This window comes from Pseudomonas brassicacearum, from assembly GCF_003732175.1.
Taxonomy (GTDB): Bacteria; Pseudomonadota; Gammaproteobacteria; order Pseudomonadales; family Pseudomonadaceae; genus Aquipseudomonas; species Aquipseudomonas brassicacearum_G.
The window spans coordinates 58416-78729 of sequence record NZ_MOBI01000029.1; the positions used below are offsets into that span (position 1 = coordinate 58416).

The following is a 20314-nucleotide window of genomic DNA, read 5'->3' on the forward strand; positions in this document are numbered from 1 at the left end:
CGGGCTTTTTGTTGCCTGTCACTTGGGAAATCTACTGATCCCGGGCCTTGGCCTGCGCCGCAGCCTTGGCCGCACGTAACCGCCGAACCTCTTTTGGATCCGCCAGCAACGCTCGATAAATCTCGATGCGATCACCTGCCTGAACCTGACGACTCTCAGGGTCGGCAATCACCTTGCCGAAAATCCCCACGGGACACGTCGCCAGGTCCAGCTCGGTGAATTGCTCGGCGATGCCTGATTCAGTCAGTGCCGCTCGTATAGTAGTGCCCATGGGCACCGCCACCTTGAGCAACACCTGGCGGTCGACGGCGGCATACACCACCTCGACGTCAATCACCGGCTTAACCATGCAACTGCTTGGCGCGCTGACAGAACGCGTCCACCAGCGTGTTAGCCGCCTGATTGAACAACGGTCCCAGGGTCGCCCGAACAATCGGCCCGGCATAATCGAACGACAGGTCCAGGCTGATCTTGCAGGCTTTCTCACCCAATGCTTTGAACACCCAAACACCATGCAACTGATTGAACGGCCCCTCTTCGAGATGCATCTCGATCGAAGACCCGGCTACCAGTGTATTGCGCGTCACAAAGTGCTGGCTTAACCCGCCCTTGGCCACGCCTACGCTTGCACGCATGTGCACGGCAGAGCTTTCCAGCACTTCAGCCTCGGAACACCAAGGCAAAAATTCCGGATAGCGAGCCACGTCATTGACCAGGTCATACAGCGCTTGCGCCGGATACGGCAACAGGGCCGAACGTTGAATATGTGTCGTCATGTCAGCGTCACTTCCACAGCTGGGCGGCAAACACTACAAGAATGCCGATTGGCGCCACATAGCGCATCAAGAACAATGTCAGAGCAAACAATGCCGGGCTGCGCATCGACAGTTCGTCGCGCACCGCTTCACGGCCCATCACCCAACCTGCAAACACCACAAAGCACAAACCACCGAGCGGCAACATGATCCGCGAGGTGAAGAAGTCGATCACGCCAAAGAAATCCAGTCCATTTTGCGCCCCCCACTGGTAGAGGTGAAACGCACCGCCATCATTCACGAAAAACTTGGCCTGCTTCCAGATATTGAAGGAAAACACTGTTCCCAAGCCAACAAACCAGCAACTGAATGCCAGCCAGAACGTCACCCAGCCACGACGGATGTTGGTCCGCTCAACCAGGTAGGCCACCATCGGCTCCAGCAAGGAAATCGCCGAACTCCAGGCCGCAATCGCCACCAGCACGAAAAACACCACCCCCATCAACTGGCCGAATGCAACGTTACCAAAGGCAAATGGCAGACTGACGAACATCAATCCCGGCCCTTCGCTTGGGTTCAAACCGGCAGCAAACACAATCGGAAACAACGCCAGGCCGGCCAGCAGCGAAACAAAGGTATCCAGTAACGCAACGCCGACGATGGTCCCGGAAATCGACGAATGCTTAGGCATATAAGCACCGTAGATCATGATCGAGCCCACACCGACGCTCAGGGAAAAAAACGCATGCCCCATGGCCGGCAGCAAGCCGTCCAGCAACTTGTCCGGGTTGAAGTCGAACATGAAATGCACACCTTCCATGAAGTGCCCGGTGGTCAGGCTGTAGCCCAACAGAATCACCAGCATCACGAACAGTAACGGCATCATGATCCGCAGGCTGCGCTCAAGCCCCGCAACTACGCCTTTGGCGATAACGAACGCCGACAGCAACATGAAGAGGGTGTGCCACAGCGTCAGACGCCAAGGGTCGGCGATCACCCCACCAAAATAGGCGCCGACCTGATCGGCCGTCACGCCCTGGAAGTCACCGCGCCCCATGTCGATGATGTAATCCAGCGACCAGCCGCCCACCACACTATAGAAAGACAGAATCAGCAGTGCCGTGATCATCCCGGCAAACGCCCCCCAGGACCATTTCGCCGAATGCCCGGCTTCAAGCGCCAGGACCTTCAAGGCATTTGCCGGACTTTGCCGGGCACGACGACCGATCAGCGTTTCGGCCAACATCACCGGCACGCCGATCAGCGCAATACACGCCAGAAACACCAACACAAACGCGCCGCCGCCATAGACGCCGACCATATAGGGGAACTTCCAGATACTACCCAGCCCCACGGCTGAACCGGTCGCAGCGAGTATGAAAACCCAACGGCTAGCCCAACTACCGTGGACTGAAACCTTGTCTGACGACATCCTGAACACGCCCAACCGATCAAAAAAGAGGGCGCATTGTCCGGGATTCACTCAATGCGCTCAAGCACGCAGGTTCACCGTAGCCGACTCGCGCGCAACTCCCTATAATGCCGCCCCTATGGCTAAACAGAAGAAACACCCCGAAGGGACCATCGCGCAGAATAAAAAGGCGCGACACGATTACTTCATCGAACACCGATTCGAGGCTGGCATGGTCCTGGCCGGCTGGGAAGTAAAGAGTCTGCGTGCAGGCAAGGCACAACTGGTCGACAGTTATGTGCTGCTCAAGGATGGCGAAGCGTGGCTGCTCGGCAGTCATATCACTCCGCTGACCACCGCCAGCACCCACGTCATCGCCGACCCGACGCGCACGCGCAAGCTGCTGCTCAACCAGCGCGAGCTGGAGAAGCTGTTTGCCGCCGTGCAACAGAAGGGTTACGCCTGCGTCTGCCTGTCGTTGTACTGGAGCAAGCACTTGATCAAGTGCGAGATCGCTCTGGGCAAGGGCAAGAAGGAATACGACAAGCGTGATACCGAGCGCGAGCGCGATGCCGGTCGCGAACTGCAGCGAGCGGTGCGGAACAAGGGCAAGGAAGACTAACTCGCCCCCACTGATCGTTCCCACGCTCTGCGTGGGAATGCCGCCTTGGACGCTCTGCGTCCACTCCGGATGTGACGCAGAGCGTCACGGGATGCATTCCCACGCGGGAGCGTGGGAACGATCATGCACCGAAACTACATCCCCTTGCGCCGCTCCGCCCGAGCCATGCGCTGCATTTCCTGACGCACTTCTTCAAGCACTTCCTGCACATACAGAATGTGTCGGCTGGAAATTTCTCGCGCCTGCTCTGCACGCCCATCGATAATCGCCTGATACAACTCCCGGTGCTGACTGATCAGCATGTCGCGGGTTTCGACGCGCTGCTTGTACATGCCACCGATGTTGGTCACCACGTTGCGCTTGAGCAGATCGAACAGCCCGCGAATGGTGTGCAACAGCACCGCGTTGTGACTGGCTTCGGCAATGGCCAGGTGAAAGTTCGCATCCGCTGCGCCCTCTTCCGCACGGCTCACCTGATCATGCCGCGAGTAGCAATCCTGCAACTCTTCGAATGCCGCAGTCAGTCGCTCGCGGTCAACATCCGTCGCGCGCAATGCAGCGTAATAGGCGCATGAAGCTTCCAGCGTATGGCGAAACTCCAACAGATCACGCTGGGCTTCGGGGTTGCTTTCCAGCAGGTGCAGCAGCGGATCGCTGAAGGTTGAACCGAGCGATTCAACCACATAGTTGCCGCCGCCCTGGCGACTGACCAGCAGTCCCTTGGCCGCCAGTTTCTGGATCGCCTCACGCAATGAAGGGCGCGATACACCGAACTGCTCAGCCAGAGCGCGCTCCGCCGGCAATCGCTCACCGGACTTCAGCGTGCCCTCAAGGATCATCCCTTCGAGCCGCTCGACAATATCGTCAGACAAACGGCGCTGACGAATCTGATCAAACCCCATAACTCATTCTCCACGATCCCGACGGCTCGCCGGGCTCTCTATTCTGGCCTATTGGCGTCGCGCCAGCACCTACCAGACGGCGTTTGATCGAACAGATCAGATGATCTCTGCACCGCTCATTCGACGAAAGTTTCAGGGCGGCAAATTGACACACCACACCGAAGGCTTTTACCCTAGCCAACAGCGATTGTAAATTGGTATTACCAATTATCCAAGAACGCTGACCAGTGCCTGACCAACAACAATTAGGGGCCACCCCATATGCAAACCTGGCAACAGCTCTACAGCCCGCTCGGCAGCCTCGGCTTGTCCGCACTCGCGGCCGTTATCCCCATCGTATTTTTCTTCCTCGCTTTGGCCGTGTTTCGCCTCAAAGGACACGTCGCCGGGAGCATCACCCTGGCGCTGTCGATTCTGGTGGCGATCTTTGCCTTCCAGATGCCTGTCGACATGGCCTTCGCTGCTGCTGGCTATGGATTTGCCTACGGACTGTGGCCGATTGCCTGGATCATCGTGGCCGCGGTGTTCCTCTACAAACTGACGGTCAAGAGCGGCCAGTTCGAAGTAATCCGCAGCTCGGTGCTGTCGATTACCGACGATCAACGCCTGCAAGTGTTGCTGATTGGTTTCTGCTTCGGCGCATTCCTGGAAGGTGCCGCCGGATTCGGCGCACCGGTGGCGATTACCGCCGCGCTGCTGGTAGGGCTGGGTTTCAACCCGCTGTACGCCGCCGGCCTGTGCCTGATTGCCAACACTGCGCCGGTAGCCTTCGGCGCACTGGGGATTCCGATTATCGTGGCCGGCCAAGTAACCGGAATCGACTCGTTCAAGATCGGCGCCATGGCGGGTCGCCAACTGCCACTGCTGTCGCTATTCGTGCCGTTCTGGCTGGTGTTCATGATGGACGGCCTGCGCGGCGTTCGGGAAACCTGGCCCGCAGCACTGGTAGCCGGCTTGAGTTTTGCCGTCACCCAGTTCTTCACCTCGAACTTCATCGGCCCCGAGCTGCCGGACATCACCTCGGCACTGGTCAGCCTGGTCTCCCTGACCCTGTTCCTCAAGGTCTGGCAGCCCAAGCGTTCGTTCGCCGAAGCGACCGCCAGCGTCGGTGCAGCAACCGTGAAAAGCGCCGGAGGTTTCGGCCAACCGCGCACGACCCAACCTTCGCCTTACAGCTTCGGTGAGATCTTCAAAGCCTGGTCGCCGTTCTTGATTCTCACCGTGCTGGTGACCATCTGGACCCTGAAACCCTTCAAGGCAATGTTCGCCGCTGGCGGTTCGATGTATGGCTGGGTGTTCAACTTCGCCATCCCGCACCTGGACCAACTGGTGATCAAGACTGCCCCAATCGTAGCCGCCCCGACCGCCATTCCGGCGGCGTTCAAACTCGATCCGATTTCGGCGACCGGCACGGCGATTTTCTTCTCCGCACTGATCTCGATGCTGATCCTGAAGATCAATTTCAAAATTGGTCTTACCACATTAAAAGAAACCTTCTTTGAACTGCGCTGGCCTATTTTGTCGATCGGCATGGTGCTGGCCTTCGCCTTCGTCACCAACTATTCGGGCATGTCATCGACCATGGCGCTGGTACTGGCAGCCACCGGCGCGGCCTTCCCGTTCTTCTCGCCATTCCTCGGCTGGCTGGGAGTGTTTCTGACCGGTTCGGACACTTCGTCCAACGCGCTGTTCAGCTCGCTGCAAGCGACCACTGCACACCAGATCGGCGTTAACGACGTGCTGTTGGTGGCAGCGAACACCAGTGGTGGCGTGACCGGCAAGATGATCTCGCCACAATCGATCGCCGTGGCCTGCGCTGCGACCGGCCTGGTGGGCAAGGAATCCGACCTGTTCCGCTTCACCCTCAAGCACAGCCTATTCTTTGCCACTATCGTCGGCCTGATTACGCTGGCTCAGGCGTACTGGTTTACCGGCATGCTGGTGCACTAAACGCTACGCGAAACACCGAAAAAACCGACGCCGGGCTTTGGCCCTGGCGTCAGCGACTCACCACCCGGTCTGCAAGGCTGCTGAAAGCTTCCCGCTTTATAGTCAGTAGCCTCAGCGGACGGATAACCGGCCGAGAGACACGCCTGATGAGCGAGCTTTTTTACAATGCTGTGCCGAACGCGACCCGTGTCGCCCCGCCACTGCCTGAACCGCGTCAGTACCCCAGCGAGAAACCGCAGCGGGTCTACCTGTTCGGCACGTGTGTGGTCGACCTGTTTTATCCCGAAGCCGGGATGGACGCGATTCACCTGCTCGAACGCGAAGGCATTCGCGTGGAGTACCCGCAAGGGCAAAGCTGCTGCGGACAACCGGCCTACACCTCGGGTTACACCGAACAGGCCCGGACCGTGGCGCGCTCGCAACTGGCGCTGTTTGCCGGGGATTATCCGGTGGTGGTGCCTTCGGGCTCCTGCGCAGGCATGCTGCGCGAGCATTACGCCGACTTGTTCAAGGACGAGCCGGACACGTTGAAACAGGTCCAGGCCCTGGCGGCGCGAACCTATGAGCTGGCCGAGTTTCTGCTATTCGTCTGCAAGGTGCAGCTCAAGGACAGCGGCAAGCCGGTCAAAGTGGCGTTGCACACCTCGTGCTCGGCACGACGTGAGATGAATACCCACTTGCATGGTCGCGAATTGTTGTCGCAACTGAGTAACGTGGAACGGGTCGACCACAGCCACGAAAGTGAATGCTGTGGCTTTGGTGGGACATTCAGCGTCCGAATGCCAGACATTTCCGGTGCGATGGTCGCTGACAAGACCAAAGCCCTGAAGGAATCCGGCGCACACACAGTGCTGAGTGCCGACTGCGGCTGTTTGATGAACATCAACGGCTCGTTGGAAAAACAGAATGAAGCGTTACGCGGCCAACATCTGGCCAGCTTCCTCTGGCAGCGAACCGGAGGTGCAAAATGAGCACTTCCACGCTGATTCCAACGGTAGCGGTTGAAGAAGACTTTCGCACCCGTGCTCACGAGGCGTTGGGTGACAAGCAACTGCGAAACAACTTTCGCAGTGCAATGGATTCACTGATGGCAAAACGGGCAGCGTCCTTCAGCGATGCCTTTGAGCGAGAACACTTACGCGCCCTGGGCAATGCTATTCGTGCCCGCGCGTTATCCAAGTTGCCCGACCTGCTCGAGCAACTGGAACAGAACCTGACCCGCAACGGTGTGACAGTGCACTGGGCGGAAACGGTGGACGAGGCCAATGGCATCGTCTTGTCGATCATCCGGGCTCACGAGGCGCGGCAAGTGATCAAGGGCAAATCGATGGTCAGCGAAGAGATGGAGATGAACCATGTCCTCGCTGAACAAGGCGTTGAATGCCTTGAGTCGGACATGGGCGAGTTCATCGTCCAGCTCGACCACGAGAAGCCTTCACACATTATTATGCCGGCGATCCACAAGAATGCCGGTCAGGTCGCGTCCTTGTTCCACGACAAACTTGGCGTGGAATACACCAAGGACGTTGACCAACTCATTCAGATCGGTCGCAAGGTCTTGCGGCAGAAATTCTTCGAAGCGGACATCGGCGTCTCCGGCGTCAACTTCGCCGTGGCCGAAACCGGCACCCTGCTGCTGGTGGAAAACGAAGGCAACGGCCGCATGTCGACCACCGTGCCGCCGGTACACATCGCCGTCACCGGGATCGAGAAAGTCGTCGAAAACCTGCGCGACGTCGTACCCCTGCTCTCCTTGCTGACACGCTCGGCCCTCGGTCAGCCAATCACCACTTACGTCAACATGATCTCCGGCCCGCGCAAGGCACATGAACTCGACGGCCCGCAAGAAGTGCACCTGGTTTTGCTCGACAACGGTCGCAGCCAGGCCTTTGCCGACAGCGAACTGCGCCAGACCCTGAACTGCATCCGCTGCGGCGCCTGCATGAACCATTGCCCGGTCTACACGCGCATCGGTGGCCATGCCTATGGCGAGGTTTATCCGGGCCCGATCGGCAAGATCATCACCCCGCACCTGGTTGGCCTGGCGAAAGTCCCGGACCACCCGAGCGCCTCGTCGCTGTGCGGCGCCTGCGGTGAGGTCTGCCCGGTAAAAATTCCGATCCCGGCACTGCTGCGCCGCCTACGCGAAGAAAACGTCAAAGCCCCTGACACTCCGCATCAAGTGATGCGCGGCCAAGGCAGCAAGTACTCGCGCAAAGAGCGCTTCATCTGGAACGCCTGGGCCAAGCTCAACAGCTCGTCGATGCTGTATCGGCTGTTCGGCTTCTTCGCCACTCGCCTGCGCGCCCTCACGCCAAACAACATTGGTCCGTGGACACAAAACCACAGCGCACCGAAACCCGCCGCTCGCTCACTGCACGACATGGCCCGCGAGCATCTGGCCAAACAGGGAGATCGTTGATGAGCGCCAAGCAAAACATCCTCGCCAAACTGCGCAACAGCCTGACCGGCACCACACCTGTACCTGACAACTTCGACGAAGCACTGGTGACCGAGCCTTACACCTACACGCCAGAGCAACGCATCCCGCAACTGCGCAAACTGATGGAAGCGGTGCACACCGAAATCCACCTGACCAGCGAACAAGGCTGGCCGAAGTTGCTCGCGCAATTGCTGCGCGACCGACAGTTGCCGAGCCTGCTGATCGCACCGACTACACCGCACGGTCAACGTCTCACACAGCACTGGGCGAACAATCCCGACCTGCCCACACTGAAGGCCTACGACCGTCCGGTAGAAGAGTGGAAGGCGGAACTGTTCAACGACACCCCAGCCAGCCTGACCACCACCCTCGGCGCGATCGCCGCCACCGGCAGCTTGATCATCTGGCCGACCCGCGAAGAACCACGGCTGATGAGCCTGGTGCCACCGGTGCATTTCGCCCTGCTCAAGGCCAGTGAAATTCGCGACAACTTCTATCAGGTCCAGCAAGAGTTCGAGTGGGCCCAAGGCATGCCGACCAACGCCTTGTTGGTGTCCGGCCCGTCGAAAACCGCCGACATCGAGCAAGTCTTGGCTTACGGCGCCCACGGCCCGAAAGACCTGGTGGTGCTGATCCTGGAGGACCAATGAGTCTACCGGCGGCTTTCCTGCGTGATGCGCAGCAACTGATTCCACAAGACCGGCGTTTCGACGACCCGCTGTCGACCCTGGCCTTCGGCACTGACGCGAGTTTCTATCGGCTGATCCCCAAGCTGGTGATTCGTGTCGAGTCTGAAGACGAAGTGGTTGCCCTGCTGAAACTGGCGCAACGTGACCGGGTGCCGGTGACCTTCCGCGCCGCTGGCACCAGCCTCTCTGGCCAGGCCATCAGCGACTCGGTGCTGATCGTCCTTGGCGACAACTGGAACGGTCGCGAGATCCGCCGTCAGGGCACACAAATCCGTCTGCAACCGGGCGTGATCGGCGCACAGGCGAACGCTTGGCTGGCACCGTTCGGCCGCAAGATCGGCCCCGATCCGGCGTCAATCAATGCCTGTAAAATCGGCGGCATCGTCGCCAACAACGCCAGCGGCATGTGCTGCGGCACCGCGCAAAATACCTACCACACGCTGGCCGGGATTCGCCTGGTGCTGGCCGATGGCAGTCGCCTCGATACCGAGGACGCCACCAGTGTCGCGGCGTTTCGCAACAGTCATGCTGAACTGCTGGAACGCCTGGCGACACTCGGCCGCGAGACCCGCGCCAGTAGCGAATTGGCCGCAAGGATTCGCCACAAATACCGTCTGAAAAATACCACCGGCCTGTCGCTCAATGCCTTGGTGGATTTCGACGAGCCTGTGGATATCTTGAGCCACTTGCTGGTGGGTTCCGAAGGCACGCTGGGGTTTATCAGCGCAGTGACCTACCACACGGTGATCGACCATCCGAACAAAGCCTCGGCGCTGATTGTTTTTCCGGATGTCGAAACCTGCTGCAACGCCGTGACCGTGCTGAAAAGCCAACCGGTGTCGGCCGTGGAATTGCTCGACCGCCGCAGCCTGCGCTCGGTGCAAGACAAACCCGGAATGCCGGCCTTCGTCCAGCAACTGTCGGCCAACGCCTGCGCCTTGCTGATTGAATCCCGCGCTGCATCAACTGCGTTGTTGCACGAACAGCTGGCGCAGATCATGAATTCACTGGCCGCGTTCCCGGTGGAGAAACAGGTCGACTTCACGCAAGACCCGGCAGAAAACGCCAAGCTGTGGGCGATCCGCAAAGACACCTTCCCCGCCGTCGGCGCGGTGCGCAAAACCGGCACCACGGTGATCATCGAAGACGTGACCTTCCCGGTGGAGCAACTGGCGGCAGGCGTGAACCGCTTGCTCGAGCTGTTCGACCAACATCACTACGACGAAGCAATCCTTTTCGGTCATGCGCTGGAAGGCAATCTGCACTTCGTCTTCACCCAAGGCTTCAACAGCGCGGAAGAAGTCGCACGCTACCAGGCGTTCATGGACGACGTGGCGCACTTGGTCGCCGTCGAGTTTGGCGGCTCGCTGAAAGCCGAACACGGCACCGGGCGCAACATGGCGCCCTTCGTCGAACTGGAATGGGGCAGCGATGCCTATCAGTTGATGTGGCAGCTCAAGCGCCTGCTCGACCCGAACGGGATTCTTAACCCGGACGTGGTGCTCAGCGAGGATCCGCAGATCCACCTCAAGCATCTGAAACCGCTGCCGGCCGCCGACGAGATTGTGGATAAGTGCATCGAGTGCGGTTTCTGCGAACCGGTCTGCCCATCGAAAGGCCTGACCTTGAGCCCGCGCCAGCGCATCGTGATCTGGCGTGACATTCAGGCAAAAAAACGCGCAGGCATCGATACCTCCCAGCTGGAAGAGGCGTATCAATATCAAGGCCTCGACACCTGCGCCGCCACTGGACTGTGTGCACAACGCTGCCCCGTCGGAATCAACACCGGCGAACTGGTGAAAAAACTCCGTAGCCGCACGGCAACCCGGACGAAAACCGCCAACTGGCTCGAAGGAAATTTTGCCACTGCACTGCAAGGCGCGCGCTTCACGCTGCACGTGGCCAACGGTGCGCGGATGCTGCTGGGTGCGCCACGACTGACGAAGATTTCTGCTGCGCTGACCAAGCTGTCGAAAGGGCAAATCCCGCAGTGGACCAACGCCATGCCACAACCTGAACGAGCGATTCGATTCAGCCCGACGGTGACCGACGAGCGTCCGCGCGTGGTCTATCTGGCGGCGTGCGTGTCGCGGGTGATGGGCCCGGCGGCGGGAGACAAGGAGCAGATGTCGCTCTACGACAAGACCCGTGGCCTGCTGGAAAAAGCCGGCTACCACGTGGTTTCGCCGGACAATCAAGACAACCTCTGTTGCGGTCAGCCGTTCGCCTCCAAAGGTTATACCGAGCAAGCCGAGCACAAACGCCAGGAACTGATCGGCGCGCTGCTGCACGCCAGCCGCGGCGGGCTCGACCCGATCTATTGCGACACCAGCCCCTGCACCTTGCGCCTGGTGCAAGACCTTGGCGATGTACGCCTCGACCTGTACGACCCGGTGCGCTTCATCCGTACGCACTTGATCGACCGACTGGACTTCACGCCCCAGGAAACGCCGATTGCAGTGCACGTCACCTGTAGCACTCAGCACCTCGGCGAGAGCCAGGCGTTGATCGATCTGGCGCGACGTTGCAGTAAGAATGTGGTGATTCCGGAAGGCATACACTGCTGCGGGTTTGCCGGCGACAAGGGCTTCACCACGCCTGAACTGAACGCTCACTCACTGCGCACATTGAAGGACGCCGTGCAGCATTGCAGCGAAGGCATCTCCACCAGCCGCACCTGTGAAATCGGTTTGAGCCAGCATGGCGGGATCGACTACCACGGGCTGGCTTACCTGGTGGACCGGGTGACCCAAGCCAAAACGGTCTGAAATCGACGCTATCCAGCAAGGGGCGCTCAGCCCCTTTGCTGTACTCTGCTGCCGACGAGATACAACGCTATTTTTCTCGCATCACAAGAACCCTTGTGCGCCGCCACAGTCTATCTGTTAAGCCCAACCCCCTTGCTTCCCGACGTAGTTCAAGGAGAAACCCCATGAAGCGATCCGCCCTGGCCGGACTGCTTATCTGCGCAACACTGACAACCGCCCACGCCTTTGCCTCAAACGAGAGCGATATGTGCGCAAGGAACCTTCAAACACTCACCAGCGAACTGGCCAATGCGACCAAGCTCGATGCCGCCACACAAAGCGACGCCGCGAGCAAACTCCAGCAAGCCAAATCTGCCTATGACGCGAAAAACGACCGGGAATGCGTAGCCCTGACGCAGCAGGCGCTGCAATCGGTTCAAAGCCACAAAAACAGCCAGTAACCCGGCCATGACGCACAAGCGCGGACAGAAGGTCGACTCGCCCCACGCATTGGCGTACACTGTGTTCACCTGCTGGTAACACACAGCGGGTTCGGGGCCGTTTAGGATTCGACGCCGGTTGCGAAACTTTAGGTGCATGCCGAGTTGGTAACAGAACTCGTAAATCCACTGTTGCAACTTCCTATAGTTGCCAATGACGAAACCTACGGGGAATACGCTCTCGCTGCGTAAGCAGCCTTAGCCCTTCCCTCCTGGTACCTTCGGGTCCAGCAATCATCAGGGGATGTCTGTAAACCCAAAGTGATTGTCATATAGAACAGAATCGCCGTGCAGTACGTTGTGGACGAAGCGGCTAAAACTTACACAACTCGCCCAAAGCACCCTGCCCGTCGGGTCGCTGAGGGTTAACTTAATAGACACGGCTACGCATGTAGTACCGACAGCGGAGTACTGGCGGACGGGGGTTCAAATCCCCCCGGCTCCACCAAATAGCAATCTAGACCTGTCTCAGACAGTCTACGAAACACCCCAAGAAGCCCGCCCTGTGCGGGCTTTCTTGTCTCTGGCTATCCGCCTCTGTCTACCCCTATCCCAGCGTGCGCTGTATCCTCTCGTGTACCACGGATGTAAATTGAAACTGATGGGTACAAGGACATGAAGCGCACTGAGATCAAACGTCGTCCCCTAGCAGACACGGTCGTAGCCACTCTGGAACCGGATTCAAAGGAGTACCGGGAGCACGATGGGAACAACGTGTACCTTCGAGTGCGGCCAGATGGCAAAAAGTCATGGCAGCTCCGTTACAAGAAGGCTGACGGTAAGTGGTCATGGATAGGGCTAGGTAGTTACCCGGCTGTCGCTGGATCTGCTGCACGACAGAAAGCAGCAGAGCTACGGGCTAGTACAGCTGAAGGAAGCAACCCGCTGGCAACCATGCGTGCTAAAAAAGCCGCAGAGTTGGAAAGCGCCAGTAATACCTTCGAGAAGCTAGCTCGGGAATGGTACGCGTCCAAGCGAAAAGGCTGGACCGCAGGTACAGCCGTTCGAACCATTGGCGCACTGGAGCTTCACGTCTTCCCGGTTTTCGGAACCCGCTGCTATCGCGAGATACTCCCGATGGAATGGATGGACTTCCTTCGCTCAATGGAACGTAAAGGAATCATTGAGCAGACCAGTCGCGTACGCGGAATGTGTCGTGAGATCTACGACCTTGCCCGGGTAACCGGACGTGCGACACACAACCCACTGGAAGGCCTGCATAAGTTTCTGCAAACAAAGCCCGCAGAAAACTACGCTCATGTATCCCAGGAGGAATTGCCTCCCCTTCTCCGAGCGATCCGCGCTTATCCAAGTGCTATGGATATTCGAATTGGTCTCCACCTGCTTTCCATGCTGGCTTGTCGGCCGTCCGAAATTCGTGAAGCTCGGTGGTCGGAGTTCGATCTGAAAAAAGCAATTTGGTCGATACCGGCGGAGCGGATGAAACGTCGCCGAGAGCATCTGGTGCCACTTCCTCACCAAGCGGTCACTCTGCTGAAAGAACTACACATCTTGACTGGTAGCTATCAGTTACTTTTCCCAGGCCGCAGCGATACGACTAAAGCACGTTCTAATACCGTCTTCTTGATGGCGTTACGTCGTCTGGGTTACGAAGGCCGACAGACCGGCCATGGATTCCGACACATCGCCAGCACGATCCTCAATGAGCATGGTTTTGATGAGAACCATATCGAGGGCCAGCTTTCGCATGTGAAGGATGGAATCGCGGGCGTGTACAACAAAGCTATCTATCTCAAACAACGTACGACGATGATGCAGTGGTACGCGGATTACCTAGATCAGTTGGCTGCTGGGAATGTCACTCACGCACCTCTTGATGAGGTGGTATGAGCGCGTACATCCGTACCCCCTCCAAAAGCGGTGTTACAGGTGTTACGCGTGTAACGACCTATGCGAAACGCCCGAATTCATTGGCTTTCACGTCCGTTACACGATTGCGAAGCTGCTCCTACACCCGGTGTAACGCAGCCCAAACGTGTAACGCCAGAACAAGCCCTTGTCCGCTGCGGGCCGACCTCCACCGCTCGTCTGCAAAGGGGCTTTCGCTGGTTACGCTCCCAAAACATAGGGCGTGGGATCAAGCGTTACACGATGCGAGAGATGCTGAACAATGACTCATGATCAGATCATTGCGCGTTCGGCACTCACGTCTGGCCTGAGGGGGTACCTGTCAGATCAATCGCTTTATGCACTGTGCCGCGAACAGCTCACTGACGTGTGTTACTTGATCGATCAGTGTTGTCTCCGCATCCAGAATGGCGGCATCGATAGCGATCTCAGCAGCATGTGCATCAAGACGACCGTGCATGAGGAGAGCATTTACCAGTATGCATCCACCGACCACAGAGCACGCCTTGCGCATTGGGTTCGCCAATACAGCACTTGTTACTCCGCTTCGGATCAAGAGGCGCACGCGGCCTACATCATGGCCTGCGCTGTCAAGGCGCTCAGCGTTTTGGGGGATTGGATGCGTGAAGCCGATCAGAAGGTCTGGGCATATGCATCGAAGCATTCGACCGACTGGCCGTGGGATTTCTACTGCGATTTTGTGGAAACGCAGATTGATCTTGAAGAACGCATTGAGGCGCTCGATCTCTATGCACTTTATCTGGAACCGATTAATTCGCTGCCATGCCTAAACAATGATGAGCTAAAACCCTGCGCTGTTCGGGCTATCAAAAACGCTATTCGCACAAAAGGCGGCATCATCAGCGGGATAGAGCGCGCTCAAGACACGCGTGCACGTGACGCGGCAATCACTAAACAGGGCCGTCACTACTCGGCGTGCGGCATGTCACGGCGGGACATCACATCGAAGGTGCATTCCTGGCTCAAGCAGGAAGTCGCAAAACCACCCGCCCAGCGTCCTGAGTGGATTGCCCTTGAAACTGAAAAGGTGCTTACGCGCAAAAGCGTAGAGGCAATTCTCAAGCGCAACTTCGTGGTGTAAACCTGAAATTTCAAATGGAAGTGAACTGCTCACCGCCGCTCAATCGCTAGACCATTGCTCTCGTCAGTCCAAACCAATCGAGAGCAATACCAATGACAAAGAACTTCGCCCACCAGAGCGCTCCAACCTTCTCAAATCTTGCCAGTCCTTTCGAACCCACTTCCGCCGTACCAGACTTAGCCACTCCGTTTGACCCCGCCACCACCCTCATCCGAATGCCGCGTCTTGAGATCGCTACGGGACTCAAGCGCTCGACTCTCTACAAGCTGATGCAGTGCCCTGAAAGTGGTTTTCCACGACCGGTAAAACTGAGCAACAGCAACGCACGTGGCGCACCGGTTGCTTGGGTTTTTTCTGAAGTGCAGAGCTGGGTCAAAAGCCGTATTGAAGCCCGTGATCAGGTGGCCGCATGAAGCGTAACTACAGCCCATTCAAAGGGCCATTTCTCGACTCGTACAGCATCGGATTCCGCCTCTATCAAGCGGGTGCAATCAACTGGCGCCACCGCACCATCGCGGGCGTGAGCTGGAACGGCGAAGAGCAGGAAGCGTTCTTTTTCAGCCCTGACGGCCTCGTTCTCCCACTCAAAGCCAATCCTTGGGAATTGCCCGAACTGATCCGCAAAAACGCGGTGCGCAGAGAGTTTTCGAGCGTCCATGGCGCTGGCTATTTCGCCATGAGCGAAAGCCGCATCTCCTCATTGAAAACGCGTGGCATGAACAACTGGGTCACCTACTGGCTGGTGGATCAATCGGCTGGATACGCGAACGATCCGGCGGTCTGGCAACGCATCACGGATGCGGATCTCGCCGTGGAAAAAACCGCTACCGAGAACCTTCACCACTGCATGCGCTTGACCTCGGATCTGACCGAGTACGTGGATGAGTGTCTAGCACAACGTCGCGATGTGATGGCCGTCGAATACCGCCGACGTTGCGCCGAAGACAGCAAGATCTTGGCTTGGCTCAAGGGCGAAACACCACCGCCGCTGTTTGCCTTCGCGCAGGAGGCAGCATGAGCCAAAAGATCGCTGATAACGCTTTGATGCATCCGTTTTCGGTGCTGCGCCGGATTGGCTTTTCGCCCCGCCTCATGCAGCGCCTCGAGCGCTACCGCAGCCAACAGGACAAGCAAGGCCGTGTCGTGAGTGTGCTCAGCTGGGCCGACGGCACCTGGTGCGCCCTCTCCCTTCACTGCGAAAAAACCGGCGCGGTGATTGTTGACGAAGGCCAGCAAACCCAAGCCTACGAAGACGCCCGCTCGATGCTCAGTGGCGGCTTCCTACCCCTCCTATCCCTGCGCTGGGAAGCCCATGCCTGAAACGAAAACGCCTCCGGGGGCGATCCGGAGGCGTTGAGGTCAATCTACATGCACGAACAATTTATGCCGCACCTGAAAAAACCGCAAGCCATCAGCGCAGTTGCACTTTCGAAAAACGGACGTTACTCTCTGGTCGTCGCTGCAAATTCAGCGATTGGGCTTGGCGGCCCAAACAGTACAAGGCGCAACAGCGCCCCCATTACGATTGCAGGCGCTTTTTTTGCGCCCGCATTCCCGTGTTATGGCGGGTTGCGTAGGAGCACCCTCGGGTGCGCCGGTCTCCTTGTACGCCGGTCCGCCAATCCTGCGCAATCCGTCACCCTAATCTGCTTGGCGGCAGACGGTGGCGGTTCCTCAGTACAAGGAGCCTTCACAAATGCAACACGCCCTCAATCCGTCCAAAATTCGCGCCGCTGCACACCGTGCAATGGCTCTCGCCGCTTTACACGCCAATTCCAGCCTCGCTACACGCCTCTCCCGTTACAACGCTCACATGGCCAAAGCCCGCGCACTCGAAACCGCAGGCGGTGTCCAATGAACAACGCTTTGAGTTTCGCCCTGCCCGAAGACCTGCTCTGCGTGAATCCGACCGCAGAAGCCGGTGTGCCCATCGACGCCATCACCTGCGCTATTGCTCGCGCCGACTCGGTGCTGACGCTGCTTGAAGAACACTTCGAAAACGGCTCCTCGCGCCTCGCTAACCATGTCATCGCTGCCGTCCTCTGGGACGTGCGCGGCACACTTGGCTTGATTAAAACGCTGACCTTGCACGGCGACTCCACCTCGATGCCTGCAGCGCAAAAAGGCGGTGCGATATGAGTACTTCAACCACACTTGGCCACGCCACCTTTTCCCGCGTCAACGCCACCGACCTGAAGCTGTTCCGGGTCAATGCCGGTGTTCCGGTCGAAGATGCATTGGAGATGGTTTCGCAGCTTCAGCATCACGCCAACCAGCTCAACCTCGACGCCGCCATGAGCGACAACGGCGCGAGATTCAGTTGGCCAGCTTTGTACTTGGGCGAGATGGCCAAGGCGTTGATCGATGACATCAACGACGCGCTGTTTCTGCCGAGGGCTGACGCATGAGCCAGCGCCCAAACAACAACACAAAACGTCCGAGCTTCGCCGACGTGAAAACCGCTGCGCTGAAAGACATTGATCGTGTCTTGTCGCATTGGCTGCCCAACGGCAAGCGCGTCGACGGCGGCAAGGAATACACCGCTCCGAACCCGACCCGCAGCGATAAGCGCTCCGGTTCGCTCAAAATCAGTTTGAGCAAAGGCACTTGGTCCGACTTTGCCACCGGCGACAAGGGCGGCGACCTGATTGATCTGGTGCGCTATTTGGACGGAGGCACCGACGTCGAGGCCTGCAACAAACTGGCAGACTTGCTCAACGTATCGCCCGGCGCCGCCCAGGCGAAGACAGCGCCTGCCAAGACAAAAGCACCTGAGTGGATTGCCATTCAACCGATCCCGTCTGAGGCCATGAACAAGTGCCCGGCCAAGCACCGGCAACACGGCGCACCGTCCAAGGTATGGATTTACCGTGACGCGCAAGGCCAGCCGCTTATGGCGCTCTACCGCTTCGACCTCACTCCCGATGAGGACGGCAAGCCGAAGAAGGTCTTTGCACCACTCACATGGTGCCAGCGCGCCGATGGCCAAACCAAACAATGGCGCTGGCAGGGTCTGCCCGATCCACGTCCACTGTTGCGACTTGATGAACTGGCTCAGCGCAGTGACGCACCGGTAGTTTTATGCGAAGGCGAGAAAGCTGCCGATGCTGCCGCCGAACTGCTGCCGAGCCACGTGGCCACCTGCTGGCCGAACGGTTCCAACTCCTGGCACAAAGCCGACCTGTCACCGCTCAAAGGGCGCGACGTGCTGTTGTGGCCTGATAACGACGACAGCGGCAAAGCCTGCATGAAAACCATCGCCGATAAGCTGCGCGAAATCGGCGCCGCCTCGGTTCGGGTCGTCGCGTTGGAGGTGCTCAAACGTAAGCCCACGGTAAAGAACGGCAGCGCCGCTTTCGCCAAAGGTGGTCAATGGGATGACGGTGATGACGCTGCTGATGCGCTCATCAAAAATTGGACAGCCGCCCATTTCGCCGATCTGGAAAGCAGCGGCGAGTTGTACGGTCTGGTAGAGGGAAAGCCACCAACGGAGCAGCCTGAAACCAAGCCGGAAGCGAAGACGAAACCAGCAGCCAAGCGCCCGACAAAATCGAAAAACGATCTAATGCCCGGCGGCTTTCGGCTCACGTCCGAAGGTGTGTTTTACGCCGGTGACGACGGCGAAGCGCGTCCGGTGTGCTCGCCACTGGAGATTCTCGCCCGTACTCGCGACGACAAAGGTCAGAACTGGGGATTGTTGGTTGAGTTCGACGATCCCGACGGTGCCAAGAAACGCTGGAACATTCCGGCGCGCACTATGACCGGTGACTTCGGCAAGGATGTGCTCGGTCCACTGGTGGACATGGGGCTACGTCTCGCAGGTAGTCGGTCAGGGCGCAATGCACGCAATGACCTGCAGAGCTATCTCGGCGGCTTCGACAGCGCCCAACGTGCACGGCTGGTCACGCGCTTGGGTTGGCATGACACTGCCTTTCTACTGCCCGAGCAGCAAGTCGGCGCGCACAGCGAGCACCTGCACTTCTACGAGGCAGGTTCTCAACTTCCGCCGATCAGCGAAGCGGGCACGCTTGAGCAGTGGCAGGAGCAGATCGGCGCGCTGTGCGTCGGTAATCATCGTTTGGCATTTGTAGTCGGCGTGGCTTTCGCCGGGCCGCTGCTGCACATGCTTGGCCATGAGTCAGGCGGCTTTCACCTGTATGGCGACAGCTCCGGCGGCAAGACCACTCACTTGCAAGTCGCGGCCTCGGTCTACGGCGGACCGCGGCTGGTGCGTTCGTGGCGTTCCACCGACAACGCGCTGGAGTCCATCGCCGCCGCGCATTCCGACGGCCTTCTGGTCTTGGATGAAATAGGCATGTGCGACCCGCGCATTATCGGCGAGACGGTGTACATGCTCGGCAACGGCACCGGCAAGGCACGCGCCAACGATCGAGGCCAAGCTGGCCGACAGGTGCAGGAGTGGCGCCTGCTGTTTCTCTCCACCGGGGAGAAAACATTGGCACAGCACATGGCCGAAGCGAACAAGGAACTGAAAGCGGGTATGGAAGTGCGCATGCTTGCCGTTCCTGCCGATGCCAGCAAAGGCCTCGGCATGTTCGATGTGCTTAACGGTTTTGAAGATGCGGCAGCACTTTCCGACGCGCTCAAGGCACGCGTAGCGAAGTACTACGGCACGCCACTCACTGCCTTCCTGACGGCGCTATGTGAACCCGGTAAGCGTCACGGATGGTCCGCCATCCTGCGCCGCACGCTGGAAGGCTTTATCGCCCAGTCGTTACCGGCGTCGGCCAGTGGACAAGCGCACCGTGCCGCCGCTCGCTTCGGTCTCGCCGCCGCAGCGGGCGAGCTGGCCACCGCGATGGGAATCACCGGCTGGCCCGACGGAACCGCCACCACCGCCGCTCGCGTGTGCCTCAACGCATGGATGAACGAGCGCGGCGGCGCAGGCAACTTCGAGGGCGATGCGATCTTGGCGCGGTTGCGCCAGGTCATCGAGCGCTTCGGTGAAAGCCGCTTCACGCGCTGGGAATCGGCGGCGGCAAAAATCGATGAGCACGGGCCGCGCACCATCGACCGACTCGGTTTTCGTAAGACGTTGGAGCACGGTCTGGGCGATTCCCTGCACACCACCAACACCTACTACGTGCTCCCCGAGTTATGGCGCTCGGAAATCTTCCGAGGCATGAACATCAACGCGGTGAACAAGGAACTGCTGCAGCGCGGTGTTCTGGAACCGGGGAAGGACGGTAAGGCGTCGAGTCTGATCCGGTTACCCGGTCTCGGCACGCAACGTTGCTACATCGTAAAGACGATTCCGGGATTGGATGAGAGCGAGGCTCGGGCTGCCTGAGGGCATCTCTGCT

General features: G+C 58.8%; 19 protein-coding genes and 1 other RNA gene. 16 read left to right on the top strand and 4 right to left on the bottom strand.

Features of this window, described 5'->3' with window-relative positions:
- Positions 1-31: 31 nt before the first annotated feature.
- Genes BK658_RS26330 through BK658_RS26340 form a run of 3 tightly spaced genes read right to left on the bottom strand, consistent with a single transcriptional unit; the run spans position 32 to position 2187 of the window.
- The gene (locus tag BK658_RS26330; protein WP_123584836.1) at positions 32-349 is read right to left on the bottom strand and encodes an RnfH family protein; all 318 of its coding nucleotides are present in this window, start codon (positions 347-349) and stop codon (positions 32-34) included.
- Positions 342-776 (bottom strand): type II toxin-antitoxin system RatA family toxin, encoded by a 435-nt coding sequence (locus BK658_RS26335; protein ID WP_054594076.1) that lies wholly within the window; start codon positions 774-776, stop codon positions 342-344. The genes BK658_RS26330 and BK658_RS26335 overlap by 8 nt, the downstream gene beginning before the upstream one ends.
- A 7-nt stretch (positions 777-783) precedes the next feature.
- On the bottom strand, positions 784-2187 hold the full coding sequence (locus BK658_RS26340; protein ID WP_103318585.1) for a sodium-dependent transporter: 1404 nt from the start codon (positions 2185-2187) through the stop codon (positions 784-786).
- A 118-nt stretch (positions 2188-2305) separates the two neighbouring features.
- On the opposite strand from BK658_RS26340, the gene smpB reads away from it, so the two are divergent.
- On the top strand, positions 2306-2788 hold the full coding sequence (smpB, locus tag BK658_RS26345; RefSeq protein ID WP_019691770.1) for an SsrA-binding protein SmpB: 483 nt from the start codon (positions 2306-2308) through the stop codon (positions 2786-2788).
- A 134-nt stretch (positions 2789-2922) separates the two neighbouring features.
- On the opposite strand, the gene BK658_RS26355 is transcribed toward smpB, so the two are convergent.
- Positions 2923-3690 carry an FCD domain-containing protein gene (locus BK658_RS26355; protein ID WP_123584838.1) on the bottom strand — a complete coding sequence of 256 codons (768 nt, stop codon included), beginning with the start codon at positions 3688-3690 and terminating at the stop codon, positions 2923-2925.
- A 261-nt stretch (positions 3691-3951) separates the two neighbouring features.
- Between BK658_RS26355 and BK658_RS26360 the strand changes: the two genes are divergently transcribed.
- The 15 genes from BK658_RS26360 (at position 3952) to BK658_RS26430 (ending at position 20301) form a co-directional block, all read left to right on the top strand.
- Positions 3952-5640 carry a lactate permease LctP family transporter gene (locus BK658_RS26360; RefSeq protein WP_123584839.1) on the top strand — a complete coding sequence of 563 codons (1689 nt, stop codon included), beginning with the start codon at positions 3952-3954 and terminating at the stop codon, positions 5638-5640.
- A 146-nt stretch (positions 5641-5786) separates the two neighbouring features.
- A complete protein-coding gene (locus tag BK658_RS26365) occupies positions 5787-6611 on the top strand; it encodes a (Fe-S)-binding protein (RefSeq protein ID WP_123584840.1) in 825 nt (274 codons plus the stop codon).
- A complete protein-coding gene (locus BK658_RS26370; RefSeq protein WP_123584841.1) occupies positions 6608-8062 on the top strand; it encodes a LutB/LldF family L-lactate oxidation iron-sulfur protein in 1455 nt (484 codons plus the stop codon). The genes BK658_RS26365 and BK658_RS26370 overlap by 4 nt, the downstream gene beginning before the upstream one ends.
- The gene (locus BK658_RS26375) at positions 8062-8733 is read left to right on the top strand and encodes a LutC/YkgG family protein (RefSeq protein ID WP_123584842.1); all 672 of its coding nucleotides are present in this window, start codon (positions 8062-8064) and stop codon (positions 8731-8733) included. Before BK658_RS26370 ends, BK658_RS26375 begins: the two co-directional genes overlap by 1 nt.
- Positions 8730-11540 (top strand): FAD-binding and (Fe-S)-binding domain-containing protein, encoded by a 2811-nt coding sequence (locus tag BK658_RS26380; protein ID WP_123584843.1) that lies wholly within the window; start codon positions 8730-8732, stop codon positions 11538-11540. The genes BK658_RS26375 and BK658_RS26380 overlap by 4 nt, the downstream gene beginning before the upstream one ends.
- A gap of 164 nt (positions 11541-11704) precedes the next feature.
- On the top strand, positions 11705-11980 hold the full coding sequence (locus tag BK658_RS26385) for a hypothetical protein (protein WP_123584844.1): 276 nt from the start codon (positions 11705-11707) through the stop codon (positions 11978-11980).
- 93 nt (positions 11981-12073) lie between these two features.
- Positions 12074-12467, top strand: a transfer-messenger RNA (tmRNA) gene (gene ssrA / locus BK658_RS26390).
- A gap of 167 nt (positions 12468-12634) precedes the next feature.
- The gene (locus tag BK658_RS26395) at positions 12635-13870 is read left to right on the top strand and encodes a tyrosine-type recombinase/integrase (RefSeq protein WP_123584845.1); all 1236 of its coding nucleotides are present in this window, start codon (positions 12635-12637) and stop codon (positions 13868-13870) included.
- 280 nt (positions 13871-14150) lie between these two features.
- Positions 14151-14990: a hypothetical protein gene (locus tag BK658_RS30450; RefSeq protein WP_259740145.1), complete on the top strand. Its 840-nt coding sequence runs from the start codon at positions 14151-14153 to the stop codon at positions 14988-14990.
- A gap of 92 nt (positions 14991-15082) precedes the next feature.
- Positions 15083-15403 (top strand): helix-turn-helix transcriptional regulator, encoded by a 321-nt coding sequence (locus BK658_RS26405; protein WP_123584846.1) that lies wholly within the window; start codon positions 15083-15085, stop codon positions 15401-15403.
- Positions 15400-16008, top strand: a complete 609-nt coding sequence (locus BK658_RS26410) for a hypothetical protein (RefSeq protein WP_123584847.1) — start codon at positions 15400-15402, stop codon at positions 16006-16008. The genes BK658_RS26405 and BK658_RS26410 overlap by 4 nt, the downstream gene beginning before the upstream one ends.
- Positions 16005-16310 (top strand): hypothetical protein, encoded by a 306-nt coding sequence (locus BK658_RS26415; protein ID WP_123584848.1) that lies wholly within the window; start codon positions 16005-16007, stop codon positions 16308-16310. The genes BK658_RS26410 and BK658_RS26415 overlap by 4 nt, the downstream gene beginning before the upstream one ends.
- 534 nt (positions 16311-16844) lie before the next feature.
- Positions 16845-17129, top strand: a complete 285-nt coding sequence (locus tag BK658_RS26420; protein ID WP_123584849.1) for a hypothetical protein — start codon at positions 16845-16847, stop codon at positions 17127-17129.
- Positions 17126-17398, top strand: a complete 273-nt coding sequence (locus BK658_RS26425; protein WP_123584850.1) for a DUF3077 domain-containing protein — start codon at positions 17126-17128, stop codon at positions 17396-17398. Before BK658_RS26420 ends, BK658_RS26425 begins: the two co-directional genes overlap by 4 nt.
- Complete coding sequence (locus BK658_RS26430) at positions 17395-20301, top strand: DUF927 domain-containing protein (protein ID WP_123584851.1); 2907 nt, start codon at positions 17395-17397, stop codon at positions 20299-20301. The genes BK658_RS26425 and BK658_RS26430 overlap by 4 nt, the downstream gene beginning before the upstream one ends.
- Positions 20302-20314 lie beyond the last annotated feature (13 nt).